Annotated in this window: 18 protein-coding genes; 2 read left to right on the top strand and 16 right to left on the bottom strand. The window is 62.9% G+C overall.

Going from position 1 to position 21,066, the window contains the following annotated elements:
• Positions 1–121 precede the first annotated feature (121 nt).
• Positions 122–1,531: a methylenetetrahydrofolate--tRNA-(uracil(54)-C(5))-methyltransferase (FADH(2)-oxidizing) TrmFO gene (trmFO, locus tag ACWUKX_RS27210; protein WP_456009803.1), complete on the top strand. Its 1,410-nt coding sequence runs from the start codon at positions 122–124 to the stop codon at positions 1,529–1,531.
• A gap of 24 nt (positions 1,532–1,555) precedes the next feature.
• Here trmFO and ACWUKX_RS27205 read toward each other — a convergent pair whose 3' ends face one another.
• The 5 genes from ACWUKX_RS27205 to yajC form a co-directional block, all read right to left on the bottom strand.
• Positions 1,556–2,407, bottom strand: coding sequence for a phytoene/squalene synthase family protein (locus tag ACWUKX_RS27205; RefSeq protein ID WP_456009802.1), 852 nt, complete (start codon positions 2,405–2,407; stop codon positions 1,556–1,558).
• A gap of 1 nt (position 2,408) precedes the next feature.
• On the bottom strand, positions 2,409–2,798 hold the full coding sequence (locus tag ACWUKX_RS27200; RefSeq protein ID WP_456009801.1) for an Mth938-like domain-containing protein: 390 nt from the start codon (positions 2,796–2,798) through the stop codon (positions 2,409–2,411).
• A gap of 15 nt (positions 2,799–2,813) precedes the next feature.
• Positions 2,814–5,366 (bottom strand): protein translocase subunit SecDF, encoded by a 2,553-nt coding sequence (secDF, locus tag ACWUKX_RS27195; RefSeq protein WP_455840900.1) that lies wholly within the window; start codon positions 5,364–5,366, stop codon positions 2,814–2,816.
• Positions 5,367–5,485: 119 nt separating this feature from the next.
• On the bottom strand, positions 5,486–5,647 hold the full coding sequence (locus ACWUKX_RS27190) for a hypothetical protein (protein WP_456009800.1): 162 nt from the start codon (positions 5,645–5,647) through the stop codon (positions 5,486–5,488).
• A 173-nt stretch (positions 5,648–5,820) separates the two neighbouring features.
• The gene (yajC, locus tag ACWUKX_RS27185) at positions 5,821–6,159 is read right to left on the bottom strand and encodes a preprotein translocase subunit YajC (protein ID WP_065007771.1); all 339 of its coding nucleotides are present in this window, start codon (positions 6,157–6,159) and stop codon (positions 5,821–5,823) included.
• A 289-nt stretch (positions 6,160–6,448) separates the two neighbouring features.
• On the opposite strand from yajC, the gene ACWUKX_RS27180 reads away from it, so the two are divergent.
• The gene (locus tag ACWUKX_RS27180) at positions 6,449–7,324 is read left to right on the top strand and encodes an ATP-binding protein (protein ID WP_456009799.1); all 876 of its coding nucleotides are present in this window, start codon (positions 6,449–6,451) and stop codon (positions 7,322–7,324) included.
• Positions 7,325–7,476: 152 nt separating this feature from the next.
• Here ACWUKX_RS27180 and ACWUKX_RS27175 read toward each other — a convergent pair whose 3' ends face one another.
• The 11 genes from ACWUKX_RS27175 to ACWUKX_RS27125 form a co-directional block, all read right to left on the bottom strand.
• Complete coding sequence (locus ACWUKX_RS27175) at positions 7,477–8,976, bottom strand: peptidoglycan DD-metalloendopeptidase family protein (protein ID WP_456009798.1); 1,500 nt, start codon at positions 8,974–8,976, stop codon at positions 7,477–7,479.
• A gap of 209 nt (positions 8,977–9,185) precedes the next feature.
• Positions 9,186–9,851 (bottom strand): protein-L-isoaspartate(D-aspartate) O-methyltransferase, encoded by a 666-nt coding sequence (locus tag ACWUKX_RS27170; RefSeq protein ID WP_456009797.1) that lies wholly within the window; start codon positions 9,849–9,851, stop codon positions 9,186–9,188.
• Positions 9,848–10,606 carry a 5'/3'-nucleotidase SurE gene (gene surE / locus ACWUKX_RS27165; RefSeq protein WP_065007768.1) on the bottom strand — a complete coding sequence of 253 codons (759 nt, stop codon included), beginning with the start codon at positions 10,604–10,606 and terminating at the stop codon, positions 9,848–9,850. Before surE ends, ACWUKX_RS27170 begins: the two co-directional genes overlap by 4 nt.
• Positions 10,606–11,910, bottom strand: a complete 1,305-nt coding sequence (gene serS, locus ACWUKX_RS27160) for a serine--tRNA ligase (protein ID WP_456009796.1) — start codon at positions 11,908–11,910, stop codon at positions 10,606–10,608. Before serS ends, surE begins: the two co-directional genes overlap by 1 nt.
• Before the next feature lie 284 nt (positions 11,911–12,194).
• Entirely contained in the window at positions 12,195–13,004 is an 810-nt protein-coding gene (gene tatC, locus ACWUKX_RS27155; protein ID WP_456009809.1) for a twin-arginine translocase subunit TatC, read from the bottom strand.
• Positions 13,005–13,048: 44 nt separating this feature from the next.
• Positions 13,049–13,741, bottom strand: a complete 693-nt coding sequence (gene tatB / locus ACWUKX_RS27150; RefSeq protein ID WP_456009794.1) for a Sec-independent protein translocase protein TatB — start codon at positions 13,739–13,741, stop codon at positions 13,049–13,051.
• Between the two features lie 28 nt (positions 13,742–13,769).
• Entirely contained in the window at positions 13,770–13,991 is a 222-nt protein-coding gene (locus ACWUKX_RS27145; RefSeq protein WP_029353164.1) for a twin-arginine translocase TatA/TatE family subunit, read from the bottom strand.
• A gap of 180 nt (positions 13,992–14,171) precedes the next feature.
• A complete protein-coding gene (gene scpB, locus ACWUKX_RS27140; protein WP_029353166.1) occupies positions 14,172–14,951 on the bottom strand; it encodes an SMC-Scp complex subunit ScpB in 780 nt (259 codons plus the stop codon).
• Positions 14,948–15,748 (bottom strand): segregation and condensation protein A, encoded by an 801-nt coding sequence (locus ACWUKX_RS27135; protein WP_456009808.1) that lies wholly within the window; start codon positions 15,746–15,748, stop codon positions 14,948–14,950. The genes scpB and ACWUKX_RS27135 overlap by 4 nt, the downstream gene beginning before the upstream one ends.
• Positions 15,749–15,875: 127 nt before the next feature.
• Entirely contained in the window at positions 15,876–16,895 is a 1,020-nt protein-coding gene (gene nagZ, locus ACWUKX_RS27130) for a beta-N-acetylhexosaminidase (protein WP_456009793.1), read from the bottom strand.
• Between the two features lie 158 nt (positions 16,896–17,053).
• The gene (locus ACWUKX_RS27125) at positions 17,054–21,043 is read right to left on the bottom strand and encodes an SPOR domain-containing protein (RefSeq protein WP_456009792.1); all 3,990 of its coding nucleotides are present in this window, start codon (positions 21,041–21,043) and stop codon (positions 17,054–17,056) included.
• Between the last annotated feature and the right edge of the window lie 23 nt (positions 21,044–21,066).

Raw genomic sequence — 21,066 nt, 5'->3', positions numbered from 1 at the left:
TGGCAAAGTTCCCGAGACTCCCGTCCATTCTCCGACAGTAGACGATTGCAGCACTTGGCGCCAACAGTGCGACGAACTCATGCAATTGCAATCGCGGCTACAAGGGACTATTTCGGCGCTCATGAACAAGAATCCCATTCACGTCATCGGCGGCGGTCTCGCCGGCTCAGAAGCCGCTTGGCAGGCGGCCGAAGCCGGCGTTCCCGTTGTTCTGTATGAAATGCGTCCCGTCCGCGGCACCGATGCGCACAAGACGGGTGGGCTGGCCGAGCTCGTCTGTTCCAATTCCTTCCGTTCCGACGATGCGCAAACCAACGCCGTCGGTCTGCTGCACGCCGAAATGCGGCTGGCCGGTTCGCTGATCATGAGCGCTGGCGATGCCAACCAGGTGCCCGCCGGTGGTGCGCTTGCCGTCGACCGCGACGGATTTTCCGAAGCGGTGACCAAAAAGCTCGAAGCGCATCCACTCATCACCATCCAGCGCGAGGAAGTGCCCGGCCTGCCGCCGGCGGACTGGGACCAGGCGATCATTGCCACCGGCCCGCTGACCGCGCCGTCGCTCGCCCAATCGATCGCGGAAGTGACCGGCGCCGATGCGCTCGCCTTCTTCGATGCCATCGCGCCGATCGTCCATTTCGACACGATCGACATGGACGTTTGCTGGTTCCAGTCACGTTACGACAAGGTCGGGCCTGGCGGCACCGGCAAGGACTACATCAACTGCCCGATGGATAAGGAGCAGTACCTTGCCTTCGTGCGGGCACTTGTCGACGGTCAGAAAACCGAATTCAAGCAATGGGAAGGCACGCCATATTTCGACGGCTGCCTGCCGGTCGAGATCATGGCCGAGCGCGGCGTCGAGACGCTGCGTCATGGGCCGATGAAGCCGATGGGGCTGACCAATGCGCACAATCCATCGGTGAAGGCCTATGCCGTCGTGCAACTTCGCCAGGACAATGCGCTGGGCACGCTCTACAACATGGTCGGCTTCCAGACCAAGCTGAAGCACGCCGAGCAGGTGCGCGTGTTCCGCACCATCCCGGGCCTCGAAAACGCCGAGTTCGCTCGCCTCGGCGGCCTGCACCGCAACACCTATATCAATTCGCCGACGCTGCTTGACCATTCGCTGCAGTTGAAATCGCGGCCCGGCCTGCGCTTCGCCGGCCAGATCACCGGCTGCGAAGGCTATGTCGAAAGTGCGGCCATCGGCCTGCTTGCCGGGCGCTTTGCCGCCGCCGAGCGGCTGGGCCACGCGCCGGCGCTGCCGCCGATGACCACTGCCTTTGGCGCGCTGCTCAACCATATCACCGGCGGTCACATCGTTTCCGACGACGAGCCGGGAAAGCGCTCCTTCCAGCCGATGAACATCAATTTCGGCCTGTTTCCCCCTGTGGAAGCGCCGAAAGCCGAGGGAAAGCGCCTGCGCGGCAAGGATAAGACAGTCGCCAAGCGGCGTGCGCTGACGTCACGCGCGCTGGCCGACTGCCGCGAATGGCTGGGATTGCCTTCGCGGGCGGAAGCAGCGGAGTAGCAGTTACGGAGTTCGTGTCAGCCTTCAGATGCCCGGCCAGCCTCGCGTTGCGCGACGCAAGAGCAGCCAATGGCGGCGCCAGGCCGAGAGCTGCGCCTCGCCGTTCAGAGGTGAATGAGGAGAACCTTCCATCTTGCCGAGATAGGCGCTCGACAAGGCCAGCGGCAAAAATGCCGGTCGCAGCGAAACAGGCAAGGCCGATGCACCCTTCTCGAAAGCAGACAAATGCTCCTGCGCTAGTGCAATCATCGCGGCGACAGCGCGTTGCGCTCCAGGCCCACCTTCGCCCGCAACGAACTCCTCGGGCGACGACCCTGCCGCAGCCAGAATGTCGGCCGGGACAAAGCATTGCCCACGCTTGCGATGCAGCGGCAGCAGTAGCAAAAGGCCGGTCATCGCTTGTGCACAACCTGCCCTGCCCGCAAGTTCGGCAAACCGTGGTGCTTCGACGGGATCAAGCACCATCGCTGCAAGCTGGATGAGCGCCGCTGCGGTCTCGCCGCAATAGCCTTCCAGATCGGTGCGCGACGGCATAGGGTCGTCATAGAGATCGAAAACGCGGGCTTCGAGCATGTTCTCGAAGGCGGGTTTCGGCAGGTGGTGGGTGGAAATCGTCGCCTTTAACGCGTCCGCGACAGGATGGCCAACCCCGTCCCCATTGTCCTCGGTTGCGATGACATCGCGCCACCATTGCAGCCGCACTTCGCCCGGCAGCGCCTCGCGGATGCGGTCGCGGATGCCTGATATCTCGGCATTGAAGGCATAGAGCGAAAAAAGTGCGTCACGCTTGTCCTCAGGCGCATAGAGCGCGCAAACATAGCGGTCATGGTCGGCGGCTCGCACCGTTTCCATGACGATTTTGGCGTTTTCGCTCACGTCACTCGACGGCGATCAGTGCGGCAGCCACCGCACGGTTTTCCGCCAGAAGAACATTGTAGGTCCGCACGGCCGCGCCGGTCGACATCGGATCGGCCGCAATGCCCACCGCCTTCAGCGCAGCACGCAGCGCCGCCGGCAACGGCCTGAGATCCTTGCCGGCGCCGACCAGCAGGATCTCGATCTTGTCAGCCTCGTCGAGCAGCTTGGCGAAATCCGCCGCCGTCAGTGCCAGGGGATCGGCCGGCTCCCAACCGTAGATGCCCGACGGCAGGCACAGGAGCGAGCCGCGATGCGACATGTCGGCGAAACGAAACCCACCATTGCCGTAGGCCTCGATCGGGGCACGGCCGGGGAAATGCGCTTCACGGATGACGATGCCTTTGGTCATCCCGTTGGCCGCCCGTCAGGTTGCCACGGCTTTGCCGCCGCTCACCGGCTTCTCCTCGTCGGCCGTCGCGGCCTGTGGCCGCAGCTTGAACAGGATGAGCAGCGGGGCGGCGATAAAGATCGACGAATAGGTTCCGAAGACGACGCCGAACAGCATTGCCAGCGTGAACGAGCGGATCACCTCGCCGCCGAACAGCACCAGCGCCAGCAGCGCTAGCATCGTGGTCACCGAGGTCAGCGTCGTTCTGGACAGCGTCTCGTTGATGGCGTTGTTCAACAACTGCGGCAGCGGCATTCTCTTGTATTTTCGGAGGTCTTCGCGAACACGGTCATAGACGACGATCGTGTCATTGAGCGAATAGCCGATGATGGTGAGTATCGCCGCAAGCGACGACTGGTTGAATTCGAGACCGGTGATGACGAAGAAGCCGATCGTCATGACCACATCGTGGACTGTGGCGATGATGGCGCCGACCGCGAACTGCCATTCGAAGCGGAACCAGACATAGATCAGGATTCCGAGCAGGGCGATCAGCATGGCGATGGTGCCTTGCTTAGCGAGCTCGCCGGAAACCGTTGGTCCCACCACCTCGACGCGACGGAAGTCGTAATGGTCCTGCAACTCGCCGCGCACCTTGTCGATGACGGTCTGTTCGGCGTTCTCGCCGCCCTCCTGCGTGCCGACGCGAATCAAGACGTCGTTCGGGTCGCCGAACTGCTGCACCTGCACTTCGCCGATGTTGAGTTCCGAAAGCCTGCTGCGGATGTCGGCAATATCGGCGGTGCCATCCTTGGCCTGGACCTCGATCAGCGAACCGCCCTTGAAGTCGATGCCGTAATTGATGTCGACAGTCATGAACAGCACGACCGCCAGGATCGACAGCACGCTGGACAGCGCGAATGTCCAGCGGCGGATGCCCATGAACGGAATTCTAGTGCCCGGCGGGACGAAGGTCACCGGCGCGCGCGGTAACTCCTTCGGGCGGGCGCGGCGAAGCCAGATCGACACCAGCAGCCGGGTGAAAGTGAACGCGGTGAAGACGGTGGTCAGAATGCCGATGGCGAAGGTTACGGCAAAGCCCTTCACCGGTCCGGTCCCGAGCCAGAACAGAACCACGGTCGCGATCAGCGAGGTGACGTTCGAATCGACGATGGTCGCCAGCGCTTTCGAAAAGCCCGTATCGATCGCCTGGATCACCGAGCGACCGTTTCGCCGCTCCTCGCGAATGCGCTCGTAGATGAGAACGTTTGAATCGACCGCCATGCCGATGGTCAGCACGATACCGGCGATGCCCGGCAATGTCAGTGTCGCGCCGAGCAACGACAACAACGCGATGATCATCGCCACATGCACCGCCAGCGCGATGTTGGCAATGAAGCCGAGGAAGCCATAGGCCACGAACATGAATACGACGACGAGGATCGAGCCGATCACGCCGGCGACCTTGCCGGCGTGAATGGAATCCTCGCCGAGCCCAGGGCCTACCGTGCGCTCTTCGATCACCGTCAGCGTCGCCGGCAGCGCGCCGGCACGCAACAGCACGGCGAGGTCGTTGGCGCTCTCGGCGGTGAAGTTGCCCGAGATCTGGCCGCTGCCGCCAAGGATCGGTTCGCGGATCTGCGGCGCCGAAATCACCTGATTGTCGAGGATGATGGCAAACAGCTTGCCGACATTCTGCGAGGTGGCCTGGCCGAAACGCGCCGCTCCCTTGGAATCGAAGGTGAACGAAACCACCGGCTCGTTGGTCTGGGAATTGTACGTCGCCTGCGCATCGACGAGATTTTCGCCCGAAACGATGACGCGGTTCTCGATCAGATACGGAACCGGCGGATCATCCTGCGAATACAGAACCGATGATCCCGCCGGCGGACGGCCGTTGAGCGCGTCCTGCACCGGCATGGACTGGTCGACCATCTGGAAGGTCAGCTTGGCGGTCTGACCAAGAATGTCCTTCAGCCTTTGCGGATCCTGCAGGCCCGGCACCTGGACCAGAATGCGGTCGTCGCCTTGGCGTTGCACGATCGGCTCGGTAGTGCCGAGTTCGTTGACGCGGCGCTCGACGACCTCGAGCGACTGCGCCAGCGCCGTCGACGTCCGGTATTTGATGCCGGCATCGGTGACGGTGAATTTGAGCAGGCCAGGCTCGGAATCATCCAGCGACATCTCCTGGACGGAGCCGCCGCTGAACAGGCCGGCGGCCACCGGATCGGTCAATGTCTTCAGCGCCGTCTTGGCGGCATCGACCTGACCGGGATCGGTGATGCGGACCTGCACGGTCCGGCCTGATCCGGCAAGACCGGTGTAGCCGATCTTGGCGTCGCGCAGCAGTGTCCTGATTTGGTCGCGCGTCGTCTCCAGCCGATCCTTGGTCAGATCGTTCGGATCCATCCTGAGCAGGATATGCGAGCCGCCCTGCAGATCGAGGCCGAGCGTCATCTGGCGCTTCGGCACCCAGTTAGGAAGCTGGGCCAGCGTACTGGCAGAGAAAAGATTGGGCGCGGCGAGGATCACTGTGGCGGCCACGGCCAGCCAGATCAGGATCATCTTGAAGCGCGAGAAATAAAGCATATGGCGTCGTCCGTCAGGGCATTCTGGCGGATCGTTCCGCCTGGAATCGGGTTATTTCTTGGCGTTCTGGTTCGCCAGCGGCTCGCCGTTGGTCCGCACCTGCAATTATAGAGCACGGGTCAGTCACTTTGGTGCTGCCATCGGGCTTTCTTGAGCAGTGACCTGATTTCATCGCGTGTCGTCTCCAGCCTGCCCTTGATCAAATCGTCCAGATCCAAGCTGAGCAGGATGTGCGAACCGCCCTTTTGATCAAGGCCGATTGCCCTTTCGAGTTTCGGCATCCAGTCGGGCTGCTGCTTGGCGAGCGGACTGGCGGCGAAAAGACTGGGCGCACCAAGAACCCGTGCGATCGCCACGTTACCCAGATCAGAGTCATCTTGAAGCGCGAGAAATACAGCAAATGGCGTCGTCCGTCAGGGGGCGTATCCGCGGATCGCTCCGCCAGAAATTTCGGTTATTTCTTGGCGTTCTGGTTCGCCACCGGCTCGCCCTTGACGCGCACATCGGCGATCGTCGAGCGCAGCGCCGTTACCTTGGTGCCACCGCCGAGATCGATCTCGAGCTCGTTGTCGTCGATCACCTTGGTCACCTTGCCGACGAAACCGCCGCCAGTGATGACCGTGTCGCCGCGACGAACCGCCGCCAGCATCTCGCCGCGCTTCTTCAACTGCGTGCGCTGCGGCCGGATGATCAGAAAATACATGATCACGAAAATCAGAACAAACGGCAAAATGCTGATGAACATATCCGGGGAGGTGCCGACGCCTTGGGCATATGCCGGTGTCACGAACATCGAGGTACTCCTGAATTTTGAAAAACAGCCGCCAAACCGTCCTAGGGAAATTTGGCGGCCCCGTGAAATTTGGCCGGAATATAGTCGGTAAAGTTACCAATGCAACTGCGGCCAGGCATTTCAGCTGCTTTTCCGGCTGGTTGAGCCGTGTTAGAGCATGATCCCAAAAAATGGAGCGCGGTTTCGGAAAAGATCATGCTCTAACAAAAGGTTGGAGCCGGTCCGAAACCGCCGGAATCAAATAAGTTCCGTTGTCACACTCCTGAATGCAAAAACAAAAAGACAAGAAATGAGCGACAGCACCATTGAAGCCCTGAACAACAAGCTAGACCGTCTGATCGAGGCGGTCGCCCGCCTCGCCCCGCCGCCGGTGCCGGAAACCGACCTCGGCGAGGCCGATTGCTTCGTCTGGCAGGCTGATCCCGGCTATCTGGAGCCGGTGCTCAAGGTCAACCGCGTCGACATCGGCCTGATCCGCGGCGTCGACCGCGTCCGCGACATACTGGTCGACAACACCGAGCGCTTCGCCTCCGGTTACGCAGCCAACAACGTGCTGTTGTGGGGCGCACGCGGCATGGGCAAGTCCTCGCTGGTCAAGGCCGTGCATGCGGCGGTCAATGCCTCGGCAAAGCTGGACCTGCCGCTCAAGCTCATCGAGATCCATCGCGAGGACATCGACACGCTGCCGAAGCTGATGAATTTGCTGAAGGCAGCACCTTACCGATTCATCCTGTTTTGCGACGATCTCTCCTTCGACCACGATGACACGTCCTACAAGTCGCTGAAGGCGGCGCTGGAAGGCGGCGTTGAGGGCCGCCCGGCCAATGTTATCTTCTATGCCACTTCAAACCGGCGGCACCTACTGCCGCGCGACATGATCGACAATGAGCGCTCGACCGCCATCAACCCGTCAGAGGCGGTCGAGGAAAAAGTCTCGCTGTCCGACCGTTTCGGCCTCTGGCTCGGCTTCCACAAATGCTCGCAGGACGAGTATCTCGACATGGTCGACGGCTATGTCCGCCACCACGGCCTTGCCATCGATCCCGAGACGCTGCGCGCCGAGGCGCTGGAATGGGCGACGACGCGCGGCAGCCGTTCGGGCCGCGTTGCCTGGCAATTCACCCAGGATCTGGCAGGCCGGCTCGGCAAATCGCTCAAAGATTAGGGACGAAGACTGAAAAAGCCCGCCCCTTGCGGAGCGGGCTGAGCCGGCGGGCCGGACTGGAGGTCAGGCGGCGCGCAGTTGCTTTTCTTGTTCTATTCGAGATAGGTCGACGGATCGACTTTTCTTTTATAGGTCGAAGGATCGACTTTCTTTTATTCAAGATAGGTCGAAGGATCGACCGGCGCCGAATTCTTACGCACTTCGAAATGCAGTTTCGGCGAGTCGGTGGTACCGCTCATGCCGGACTGCGCGATTTCCTGGCCGCGCTTAACCTTCTGGCCGCGCTGGACCTCGATCGAGCGGGTGTGGCCATAGACAGTGACCAACCCGTTCTCGTGGCGCACCAGCACCGTATTGCCGAATTCCTTGAGGCCATCGCCGGCGTAAATGACGACACCGTTCTCGGCCGCCTTGACCGGGGTTCCTTCCGGCACCGCGATGTCGACACCATCCTTGCCGCCGCCAAAGCTGGAGATCACGCGGCCGCGTACCGGCCAGCGCATCTTGCCGATACCGGTGGCGTTTGGCGCCACCGCGTCGTCGTCCTCGGCCTGCTGGATGACCTTGGCATCCTTCCTCGGCGGCGTGTAGGCGGCGAGCGTCTCCGACGGCGTGGTCTTTGCCGCAGGCGGGGTAGTGGCAGTCGTTACCGGATCGACCTTTGCCGGCTTGGCACCGGCAACCGTCGCGGTTCCGCCGGCCGGCACCTTCAGGGTCTGGCCGATCTTGAGCAAACCGTCTTGCATGCCGTTCGCCTGCTTCAACGCAACCACGCCGACGCCGGTCTTCCTGGCGATCGCCGACAGCGTATCGCCCTGCTGGACCGTGTAGGTGCCGCCGGCACCAGTCGTCTTGGGGGCGGCTTTTCCGTCCTTCGGCTGGCTTGCTGCGGCCGATGCATCCACCTGCGCGGCGGACTTGCCCTCCTTAGGCTTCGGCTGCTGCGGCAGCACGGCCACGATCTCCGGCGCCTTGGCCGGCAAATCGTGCTTGGTGTCGTTCGCAGGCTTGGCGTCCGCAAGCTTCGGCGCCGGTTTCTTGCCCGAATAGGCATAGGCCGGGATGACGAGCTTTTGGCCGGTCTTCAGCCCGTTGGTCGCGCTTAGCCCATTGACCTTCATGAGGGCATCGGCGGGCACGCCGTAGCGCCGCGACAGGCCGGAAATGGTCTCGCCGTCCTTGACGACGATCTCGGTAGCACGCGGTGCGCTGCCTGCCGTCGCCATGCGCGGAGCATCAGACTGTGCGTCCTTGAACGGCTTTGCCGCTGTCCCCGTTGCGATCCGGTCGACCTGGGGGGCGGCTGGCGCCGAAGCGGTGCGCGCCGGACTGGCGGCGGGCGCCGGCTGCGACTGGCTGACCGGCGGCAATTGCTGCGTCGTAACCGGCTCGAGGCTTGAGCGGCTGACCGACTGGGTATGGCTGCCGTCGAGCGGCGCGGCCGACACCGGCGCATCGCCAGGATAAGGCTGTGCGGCGTCCTGCTTGTCGATGATGGCGCGCTGGTTGTTGGTCGAGGAGGTGAAAACGTCATCGACGCTGTTGAACCGCGAGACCTGGGAACTGCATCCCGCCGCGGTGCCCGCAACCATGAGGACAGCGAAACCACGCGCCAGGTTGCGTCCGTTTGCCTTCAAAATACTGAATTGCATCGCTTTTACCCGCAGATACCCGGTACAGACTGACCGCGATTAAAGCGCGTTAATGTTACTGGTCGGTTAAACCTCTAGAATCAGACGCAAATTTTGTTAAAATATTTAAGGCTGGACCTGTCGGGCTGAGGTTCAGGTAGGGCCCCGTCGCGGACGGGCGCGAAGCGGCCAGACCGGTTGCGGCCATCCCCTGAAATATCGACAGTTCCCTAGATGACCGCGGCTACGCCGCGCAGGATCGCCTGCAGGCGGACGAGGCCGATGTCCTCGCGTTCGAAGCGGCTGCCGACCTTCGTCAGTTTGGCAAGCACCTGCTCGCCCTCCTCGGGTCCGATCGGGGCGATGACGATGCCGCCGCTCGACAATTGGTCGAGCAGGAAGCGCGGCAGGCTGTCGAAGGCCGCCCACGCGACGATACGGTCGAACGGCGCTTCATTTGCCAGCCCGTTGGAGCCGTCCGCCTGACGCACGATGACACTGCCGATGCCGAGTGCCTCGAAGCGTTGTTTGGCCTGCTCAACCAGCGTCTTGTAGCGGTCGATGGTGACGACCCGCGCGGCAAGCCGCGACATCACAGCCGCCGTGTAGCCCGACCCGGTGCCGATCTCGAGCACGCGGTTGCCCGGCTCGATGGCAAGCGCTGCGATCACTGCGGCTTGCAGATCGGCGCCCTCGATCGCCTCGCCGCATTCGATCGGCAGCATACGCTCCGACCAGGCGATCGGATGGAACTGCGCGGAAAGGAAGCCGCGCCGCGGCGTCGCCTCGAAGGCGGCGATCAGTGCCTTCGGCACCACGCCCTTGCCACGCAGGCGGAGCAGGAAAGCGGCGAAGCCTTCGCGGTCGTCGAGCGTCGGACCGTGGTTCAGGTTCATGCGAGCGCCTTGGTCAGTTGATCGCGGATTTCATGAGCGGTGAGATCGAGCTGCAGCGGCGTTACTGACACCAGCCGGTTGCGCATGGCATAGAGGTCGGTGCCTTGCTTGCCCTCGACCGGCTCGCGGCCGAAGCGCAGCCAATAATAGGGAAGTCCGCGGCCGTCGCGGCGCTCGTCGACCCACAGGCTGTGGACGAGCTTGCCTTGCGAGGTGACCACCGTGCCGGCGATCTCTTCTGGCGCGCAATTGGGAAAATTGACGTTGAGCAGTACGCCGTCCGGCAGCGGCATGGCGACAAGTTTCCTGAGCAGCGCCGGCGCCAGCGCCTCGGTGGTCTCGTAAGGCACGACGCGATCCTCGCCGACATAGGAATAGGCCTGGCTGAGCGCGATCGAACGCACGCCGAGCAGCGCGCCTTCCATGGCGCCGGCGACGGTGCCCGAATAGGTGACGTCGTCGGCGATGTTGGCGCCGGAATTGACGCCGGACAGGATCAGGTCGGGTGCTGCCGGCAGGATCTTCTTCACGCCCATGATGACGCAGTCGGTCGGCGTGCCGCGCACGGCAAAGTGTTTTTCGCCGATCTTGCGCAGGCGCAGCGGCTCCGAGATCGACAGCGAATGCGCGTAGCCGGACTGGTCCTGCTCCGGCGCCACCACCCAGACATCGTCCGACAGCGTGCGGGCGATGCGTTCGAGCGATGCAAGGCCCTCGGCATGGATGCCGTCATCATTGGTCAGGAGGATGCGCATTATTTCGATTCGATCTTTTCCAGACCGCCCATGTAGGGCCGAAGCGCTTCAGGAATGGTTACGCTGCCATCCTCATTCTGGTAGTTTTCGATGACAGCAATGAGAGCGCGGCCGACGGCGGTGCCGGAGCCGTTCAGCGTGTGGACGAAGCGGTTGCCCTTGCCGTCCTTGTCCTTGTAGCGGGCGTCCATGCGCCGCGCCTGGAAATCGCCGCAGACCGAGCAGGACGAAATCTCGCGATAGGCGTTCTGGCCCGGCAGCCAGACCTCGATGTCGTAGGTCTTGCGCGCGCCAAAACCCATGTCGCCGGTGCACAGCGTCATGGTGCGGAACGGCAGGCCGAGACGCTTCAGCACCTCCTCGGCGCATTCGGTCATCCGCTCGTGCTCGGCCAGCGACGATTCCTGATCGGTGATCGAGACCAGCTCGACCTTGTAGAACTGATGCTGGCGCAGCATGCCGCGCGTGTCGCGCCCGGCCGAGCCCGCTTCCGAACGGAAGCACGGCGTCAGCGCCGTATAGCGCAGCGGCAGCTTTTCGTGCGCCGTGATCTCCTCGCGCACGAGGTTGGTGAGCGGCACTTCGGCGGTCGGGATGAGGCCAAGCCTGCCATCTCCATGCGGGGCGAAGAAGAGATCCTCCTCGAATTTCGGCAGCTGCCCCGTCCCGAAAAGAACCTCGGCTTTCACCATCAGAGGCGGCTGAATCTCCTCATAGCCATGCTCGGTTGTGTGCAGGTCCAACATGAACTGGCCAAGTGCGCGCTCCATCCGCGCCAACCCGCTCTTGAGCACCGTGAAGCGCGAGCCCGACAGCTTCGCCGCCCGCTCGAAATCCATCATGCCGAGCGCTTCGCCGATCTCGAAATGCTCCTTCACCCAGTTCGGTCGCGTCGGCACCTTGCCGACGATGCGCTTGGCGACATTGTCGTGCTCGTCCTTGCCGACCGGCACATCGTCGAGCGGCACGTTGGGCAGCACGGCCAAGGCGTCGTTCAGCGCCTTGTCGAGTTCGCGTTCGCGCGCTTCGCCATTTTGGATAAAGGTCTTGATCTCGCCGACCTCGACCTTCAACCTTTCGGCAAGTGCGGCATCGCCCGAACGCATGGCATTGCCGATCTCCTTCGACGCAGCGTTACGGCGCTCCTGCCTGGTCTGCAGCTCGGTCAGGTGTTCGCGCCGCGCCTCGTCCCTGGCGATCAGATCATCGACCGTGGACTGCGCATCCTGAGCCGACCACGAGCGCTTCTTGAGCGCCTCGACAAGGGCCTTCGGGTTGTCGCGAATCCATTTGATGTCAAGCATGGTCCTGAACGCTCCTGAGCTAGGTCAGAGGGCGTAAACCGCATCCTTGACCGATGCAAGATGTCAAGGCCGAGTTCCTTCGCGCCCCCCTCTGTCCTGCCGGACATCTCCCCCACGGGTGGGGAGATTGGCTGTCATCGCGGGCTTTCGCCTATCTCCGGCGTTGAAGAAGTGAGCTGTCGGCGAAACTGCCGATCTCCCTCCTTGTGGGGGAGATGTCCGGCAGGACAGAGGGGGGCGCTGTCCCGAAGATTTTGAAGATAGTGCTACCCGCCTGATGCAGCCTACGTAGACGACGCATCCACCGGCTTTTCGGCCGCCGCTTCCGCAGCTTCCCGCTTCTCGCGCGCCAGACGTTCCCGTTCTTTGCTGCGCTCGATCAGCCGCGCCGACCAGATCGAGACCTCGTAGAGAAGGATGGTGGGGATGGCGAGGCCAATCTGGCTTATCGGGTCGGGCGGTGTCAGCACAGCCGCCACCACGAAGGCGATGACGATCGCCCATTTGCGCTTTTCAACCAGCGCCTCGGACGACAGCATGCCGACCCGCGCCATCAGGCTGGTCACCACCGGCAACTGGAACACAAGCCCGAAGGAGAAGATCAGCGTCATGATCAGGCTGAGATATTCCGACACTTTCGGCAGCAGCGATATCTGCACCTGGTCGTCGGTGCCGGCCTGCTGCATGGCGAGGAAAAACCACATCACCATCGGCGTGAAGAAGAAATAGACCAGCGACGCACCCATCAGGAACAGGATCGGCGAAGCGATAAGGAACGGCAGGAAAGCGTTGCGTTCGTTCTTGTAAAGGCCGGGCGCGATGAATTTATAGATCTGCGTGGCGATCAGCGGAAAGGCAATCACCATGCCGCCGAACATCGCCAGCTTGACCTGGGTGAAGAAGAATTCCTGCGGCGCCGTGTAAATCAGCTCGACTTTGTGCGGGTCGAGCCCTGCCCATTGGGTTGCCCATTTGAACGGGATAACCAACAGGTTAAACAGTTGCTTGGCGAAGAAGAAGCAGAACAGGAAGGCGACGAAGAACCCGCCGATCGACCACATCAGCCGCCGGCGCAACTCGATCAGATGCTCCATCAGCGGAGCCGCCGATTTATCGATCTCGTCCTTTTCCGAAATGCTCACTTGGCGGCTCCCGCCGTCTTTTTGGCGGCTGCAGTCGGCTTCTTCACCGCTGCCGGTGCAGGCTTCGGCTCGGCCTCTTTAGCTGCGGTCTTTGTCGCGGCAGGTTTTGCCGCTGCTGCCGCTGGCTTCGCTGCGGCCTTGGAGGCCGGCATCGCTTTCGCTGCCGCGGCCTTCTTCTTCGCTGCCGCGGCCTTTTGAGGTGCAGCCGGCGTCGCCGTCGCGACAGGCGGTGTCACCACCGACTCATCGGTCATCGCCGGGAACGTCGGCGCCGCCGGCGCCGCTTCCGGGGCGTTGACGCCCGGCAGCACCGTCGCGCCATTCTTCAGCTCGGTCTCCTGCGGCGTCGAAGCAGCTGGCGTGGCCGGGTCGACTGCTGGCTTCGGCTTCATCACCGCGTCGACGCCTGAACGGACATCGGCTGCCGCCTGCTCGAACGGGTTGAGCTGTTTCCTGATCTCGGCGGCCGGGTTGAGGCTTCTGAGTGAATCGACCGACTTCTTGACGTCGTCAAGCTCGGCCTCCTTCAGCGCGTCGTTGAACTGTTTCTGGAAATCGGCTGCCATGCCGCGCATCTTCGCCGTCGTGCGGCCGAATGTGCGCAGCATCTTTGGCAAATCCTTGGGCCCGACGACCACGATCATGACGATCGCGATCACCAGCATCTCGGTCCAGCCGATGTCGAACATGGCGATGCGTTCCGACTAAAGTTTGGGCTCAGCTCTTGCTGGCCTTTTCCTTCACTGCCGAAACGGTTTCGTCGGCTCGGTGTTCAACGGTGCGCTTGTCCTCGGCAACCTCGTCGTCGGCCATGCCCTTCTTGAAGCTCTTGATACCCTTGGCCATGTCACCCATCAGCTCGGGAATCTTGCCGCGGCCGAACACCAGCAACACGATCACCAGCACGATCAGCCAGTGCCAAATCGAAAATGAACCCATAACAATCTCTCTCGAAAGTTTTCTCTGACGATGATCTATGCGCTTTCGCGTCGGGATTCAAACACAACCGCGACAGAGTTTTATAAATCAGTGGCCGAAGTCACGCACTTTCGGCGCCATAGCCCGCTACCAATCGGCGCAGCCGCGAAATACCAACGGCTTTCGGCACGTCGTTTGCGGTCAATCTTCCTCGACGCGCGGCGTCAACAAGCCGAGTTCCTCAAGGTCGATGTCGGTTAGCGGATCCTCGTCGTCGGTCAGCGCATCCGGATCGGCCGGTGGCAGCGGAATGGTAAAATTCGACGGCATGCGGCCCGAAAGCAGCCCTGCGCCCTTCAATTCCTCCATGCCGGGAAGGTCGCGGATCTCCTCCAGAGCGAAGTGGTCGAGGAAGATGTCGGTGGTGCCGTAGGTGACGGGGCGGCCGGGCGTGCGACGCCGGCCGCGCATCTTCACCCATTCGGTCTCCATCAGCGTGTCCAGCGTGCCCTTCGAGGTCTCGACGCCGCGGATATCCTCGATCTCGGCGCGCGTCACCGGCTGGTGGTAGGCGATGATCGCCAGCACTTCGAGCGCCGCGCGGGAAAGTTTCCTCTGCTGCACCGTGTCGCGGCTCATCAGGAACGCGAGATCGCCGGCGGTCCGGAACGCCCAGGCATCGCCGACGCGCACCAGATTGACGCCGCGCCGCGCATAGATCTGCTGCAGTTCGGCCATCGCCGCGGCGATGCTGATGCCGTCAGGCAGGCGTGCGGCAAGCTGCTTTTCGCTGACCGGCTCGGCGCTGGCAAAGACGATCGCCTCGGCCATGCGCACGGCTTCCGCCATATGCAGCCGCTCGCCAGGATTCTGGGACAAGTTCTGGGCCTGGCTTTCTGCCGGTGCCCCGGCGAGCACGCCCTCTTCGGTCTCGTCGTCGACGTTGAACGGAATGACCGAAGCGTTGGCGCGTTCACTCATGATGCCACCTCGACTGCACTGATGCCTTGCGCACGGCCACGCAGATAGAGCGGCGCGAACACCTCGTTCTGCCGCATTTCCACTTTGCCTTCGCGCACCAGTTCCAGCGTCGCCGCAAACGAACTGGCAATCGCGGTACGCCGCTCGTCCGGGCCAGTCAGATATTCGACCAGGAAGCTGTCCAGCGCCGTCCAGTCGGCAAGCGAGCCGATCAGCCTGTTGAGGATATCGCGCGCATCCTTGAGCGACCACACACCGCGCCTGGCGATCGTCACATTAGTGATGGCCTGTTTCTGGCGTTGCGTCGCATAGGCGGACAGCAGATCGTAGAGCGAGGCCGAATAGGCGTTGCGTTTCTCGACGATGATCATTTCCGGCATGCCGCGGGCGAACACGTCGCGTCCGAGCCGGTTGCGGTTGACCAGGCGTGCCGCCGCGTCGCGCATCGCTTCCAGCCGCTTTAACCGGAATTGCAGCACGGCCGCCAACTCCTCGCCGCTTTCGCCGTCGTCGCCGGGTTGCTTGGGGATCAAAAGCTTCGACTTGAGAAACGCCAGCCACGCCGCCATCACCAGATAGTCGGCGGCAAGCTCCAGCCTGAGCGCCCTCACCTTCTCGACGAAGGCCAGATATTGCTCGGCCAGCGCCAGGATCGAGATGCGCGACAGATCGACCTTCTGGTTGCGGGCAAGATGCAGCAGAAGATCGAGCGGGCCCTCGAAACCGTCGACATCGACGACCAGCGCGGGATCGCCGGTCAGCCGCGAATCGTCGTTCTCGGCCCACAGACGGTCCATCGGTGCGGCCTTGCCGGCCTTGTTGTCCAATGTTTCCGCCACTTCCTGTTGCTTTCCTTGGTTTCTATCTTCTTGTTTGGCCATGATCTGTTCCGAACAACCGGCTCCCATTTTTCGGGATCATGGTCTAGGCCACCGCATCGAAATAGGTGGCGAATTCGGCGCGTATCTCGGCTTCATCAGCCCGATCGCGGTTCTTGATATAGGTCAGCGCCCGTTGCGCGCGTCGCAGCGACGTGCCTTCAAGCCCCGTTGTGCGCGACGCAATGCCGGCCATCTCCTCGAAAACGCCATTGCAGTGAAGGACCAGATCGCAGCCCGCCGCAAGGATCGCGGCCGCCTTTGTCGGGAAATCCCCAGAAAGTGCCTTCATCGAGGTGTCGTCGCTCATCAGAAGCCCGTCGAAGCCGATTTCGCCGCGGATGATCTCATCGATGACCTTGCCGGATGTCGTGGCCGGGTTCTTCGGGTCGATCGCGCTGTAGACGACATGCGCCGTCATCGCCATCGGCAAATGATTGAGCTCCCTGAACGGGGCGAAATCATGCCGCTGCAAGTCGCTCATCGAGGCATCGACGGTCGGCAGTTCGAAATGCGTGTCGGCAAAGGCCCGTCCATGCCCGGGAATATGCTTCATCACCGGCAGCACGCCGCCCGACATCAGGCCCTCCGCCGCTGCGCGACCCAGTTCGATGACGGAGCGAGGCTCCTTGCCATAGGCGCGCGCGCCGATGACGTCGCTGGCGCCCTCGATCGGAACGTCGAGCACCGGCAGGCAATCCGCCGTGATGCCGTAGCGCAGCAGGTCGAAGGCATGCAGCCGTGCCATCAGCCAGGCGGCGCGGTTGCCGGCGTCGTGGTCGTTGCGCCACAGGGCCCCGAGCGCGCCACCGGCCGGATAATTCGGCGCCAACGGCGGGCGCAGGCGCTGCACCCGGCCGCCTTCCTGGTCGATGAACACCGGGGCGTCCGGGCGCTCGATACAGTCGCGCATCGCGGCGACCAGATCGCGGATCTGCTCGGTCTCGCCGATGTTGCGCGCAAACAGGATGAATCCCCACGGGCATTCATTGCGATAGAAATTGATTTCTTCGCGTGTGAGCGATTTCCCGGCGCAGCCGAGGATCATGGATTTTGATTCGGTCATGGCCAGGAGTTTAGAGCTTCACGCGGACAAAGGGAATCGCATCGAACCACATGCGGCCAGGACCCCTTCCACACAAAGAACTCCCTTCCACAAAAAAAACCGGCGCGGTTCGTGACCGCGCCGGTTCTTTCCGCCCAAGGGCGGGAGACTTGAAATGGCTAGCGCGACACGAAGCAGTTGCCGCCGGCAGCCTTGTAGCTGGTGCACAGGTTGATCGCATCGTTGCGCGACTTCGCCGGGACGCGGACGCGATAGAACGTTCCCTTGCCGGCGATCTCGGCCTTGACAATGTTGGCGGTATGGCCGGAAAGCACGCTGCCATATCGGCGCTGCAGATCCTGATAGGTCGACTGGGCGCTTTCGACGGTCGGCTGCGAGGCGATCTGCATCGACCATGAGCCACCGCCGGTCGAGCCCGCCGCCGGATTGATGGACGCAACCTGGTCGGGCTTGACCTCGCCGACGACGTCGACCGGCTGGTCGGACGGACGCTGCGGCGCCACCGGAACCGAGGCCGGCGTATTGGCAGGCTGGGCGGTTTGGGCCTCAGCCTCAGGCGCGGCTGCCGGCGCGACCGTCGGATTGACTATTTCCGGCTTGGCTGTTTCCGGCTTGGCGGCTTCGGTCTGGTCGCCGCCCACTGGGTCGCCACCCAGTAGGTCGCCACTTGCCTGGTCGGCAACAGGCGGTACCGTACCGGTCTGTTCTGCGTTTTCGGCCTGACCTGTCGGGGCCACATGCTGCGGCGCCGGATCGACTTGCTCGACGGCAGCCATCTGCGGTGCCGCAGGCGCCGGATCCTCGCGCGCAACCAGCGAGCCATCGGGTTTGACGACCATGGTTCTCACCTTGCGCGGCGCAACCGCGACGAGGTCGGGGTCGATGCCCTGGTCGGCCTCTTGCAGAACCTGGGCGATACGATCCTCGGATTTGGATGCCGGCACGGCGGCGACGTCGGCATTTCCGGCCGCTTGCGTGCCGCGGATCGCATTGGCGCCTTCAGCGGCGGCGGATTCGGCATTGCGGATCGCATCGGAGGCTTCAGCCGTGTCGATATCGTCAGGCGAAAGATCGACCACACGGCTCTGCGGCGGCTCCTTGGCCGCCACGTCCACCGGCTCTTCGGTGTTGGTGACCAGTTTTTCCTGGACCGGTTCGGCGGGTTTTGCGCCACCCTTGGCCACGGCGTCATAGACCTTATTGTCCTGGTTCGGCACGACGGTGCCGCCCGGATTTTCCGGCCTGACCTTGATCGGTGCGTTGTCCGCCTTCACGATGACCGGCGCATCGGTGCCGCCGGTGCCGCCGAAAGACAGCGCGAAGGCGCCGAGACCGCCGGCGAGCGCCACGGCGCCGACGACCGCGGCGACCAGCAGGCCGCGGCTCCGCGGCCTCGCAGCATCGTGCTCAGCCAAGCCGGGAACTGACATGGCCTCATCCAGTTCGGGGTCGTAGTCGAGTTCGTCCAAGCCAAAGTCGTCGGCCTGCGAAGCCGGCCGGCCGTTGGGCAAGTCGCCCAGATCGAAGCCGCTGGCGGCATCGGCATAAGACGCACTGACAGACGCTTGTGCGGGTCTTGCCGCATAGGTCCGCGTTTCAACGCGGTCGGGCTCATAGCCTGACTGGAACCCGGCCGCTGACTGGAACTCGGCCGCTGGCTGGAACCCGGCCGTTGACTGAAATCCGGCCCCTGACTGAAATCCGGCCCCTGACTGAAATCCGGCATTGTAGGATTCGTCGTCATAGGCGGCGCTGCGCGCCGGGGCGGCAGCGACGTCTACGGCATTCATTTCCGTGAGAAGGCTGGCGAACTCGGTGTCGAGATCGTCATAGGCAGGCACCGCCGGTTCGTCGTCATTGAAGTCGAGGTCCGGAATATCGAGGTCGTCCGCCAGCGCCACCACGCGCTCGGGCACATCGACCGTCTCGACATCGGGCATCTCGTCATACGCCGAAGACTGTTCGCTTTGCGCCGGCGCAGATGCCGCATCGGCGGCACCGTCTTCGGCCGGCTCATCCTGATAGGACGGTGCCGTAGCCATTGGCGGTGTCGCTTCCGTGGTCTTCACCGAAGTCGTCGGCTGGGCTGCAAAGGCAGGCTGCGACTGTGCGACCGGCGTTACGCGGCTCCACGAACGGGCCGGCGTCGGCGGGGCGGGGGGTGCCGCCATCCAGCTGAGCGCGTCAGCCCGATCCTGCTGGGGAGCGGCGGCCGCAACGTCATCGCCGTCGCCATGATCCAGACCGATGTCCTTGGCGAACGCGGTATGCAATGCGTCATCGTCGAAATCGACATCGGCCTGCCCGGCGGCATCTTCAGCGCTGAAATCCTGGCTCTCGAGCTCATTGAGGAGAACGCTATCGAGATCGGCGTCGGCGGCGTGAACCGCGCTACTATCCGGCGACCCCAAAAGGTCTTGCTCGTCAAGGCTCCAGTCCAGTTCTTCGACGGGATTCGCTGATTTGATAGCGACATTTTCAGTCGCGGCTACAGGGTGCCGAACCATAGCGGGTTCGTTGGCCGCGGAGGCCGCCACGGGGGCAGCCCGTGTGCGCATCGTGCCCAACAGCGCGTTCAGCTCGTCTTCGAGGCTCCGCTCGTCAGCGATGGGGGCTGGCGCCGCCGGCTGGACTACGGCGGCCGGCGCCGTCGGTTGGGCAGCAACGCCGGAGGCCTGCGCAACCGGCTTTTCGGCTTCCTCGGCAAGCGCGTCCTCGAAGCTCAGGTCAAAATCGGCGTCGAACGCATCTTCCGGGGTCTCGGCGGAAGGCTCGTGCTTGGCGAGGATAGCCTCCGATTCGTCGATTTCTGGCTCGTCAATTTCGACCGGTTCAGCCGTGCGAACGTCGAAATCCATGTCGACATCGACCATGACATCGTCGAAATGGCCGGCAAAGTCCTCATCGGACTCGTCCGAAACAGCCCGAACAGGCGCAGCAGGAGCTTCAACAGCGGCCTGCTCCATCGGCCCATGTTCGTCGAGCATCAACTCGTCTTCGAGCGAGCTTGCGACGGCATTGTCGAATTCGTCATCGAAGGCGGGTTCGGCGGCCGGCGCGGAAACGTCGGCGGGTTCGGCAGCCTGCTCCATCGGCACGTGTTCTTCAAGCATCAGCTCGTCTTCGAGCGAGCTTGCGACCGCCTTGTCGAATTCATCGTCGAAGGCGGGGTCGGCAGCCGGCGCGGAGATTTCGGCGGCTTCGGCAACCTGCTCCATCGGCACCTGCTCGTCGAGCATCAGCTCGTCTTCGAGCGAGCTTGCGACTGCGTTGTCGAATTCATCGTCGAAGGCGGGTTCGATGGCGGCAGTATTCTGTTCGGCCACGTCCGTCGCGTCGTCGTCGATCAGTGAATCCTGTTCGAGCGACGCGGCAAGCTCGTCGTTCCCAAGCTTGTCGTTCCCAAGCTTGTCGTTCACTGCCAAATCGTCTTCGAATGGCGACACGTCTTCGAGCGAACTGGCAAGCGCATCGTCGAAATCGTCATCGAATGCAGCTTCAACAGCCGGCGCGGATGCTTCGGCAACACCAGAACGCGCGTCATCGGCAGCAACGGCATGGGCGGTTTCGTCCGCCGCATCGTCGTCCAGCAGGAAATCCTGTTCGAGCGACGCGGCAAGCTCGTCGTTCCCGAACTTGTCGTTCCCAAGCTTGTCGTTCCCTGCCAAATCGTCTTCGAACGGCGACACGTCTTCGAGCGAACTGGCAAGCGCATCGTCGAAATCGTCATCGAAGGCAGCTTCAACAGCCGGCGCGGATGCTTCGGCAACACCAGAACGCGCGTCGTCGGCAGCAACGGCATGGGCGGTTTCGTCCGCCGCATCATCGTCCAGCAGGAAATCCTGTTCGAGCGACGCGGCAAGCTCGTCGTCCACGGCGTCGGTGGCAGCCGCTTCGAAAGCCGGCTCGCGAATCACGGTTGCGCCGTCGTTGTCGTCGGCGCCGAATTCGCCCATCAACTCCTTCTCGAGATCGATGTCGAAATCGCCCTCGTCCGCCGGCTGGCTGGCGGGAACCGCCTTCGGCTGGGCCTGCGGCTTGACCGGCTGGCGCGGGTCGAACCCCATGATCCTGGTCAGTTCCGCGAACGGATCATCGTCGGCGATATCGTTTTGGGCGGCTGCTCTCAGCTGGGTTCTGTCTGCCATTATTGTTCCCGAACTCGCACTCA

The sequence above is a fragment of the Mesorhizobium sp. f-mel genome, assembly GCF_053850215.1.
This window is presented reverse-complemented; position numbering and strand designations above follow the sequence as displayed.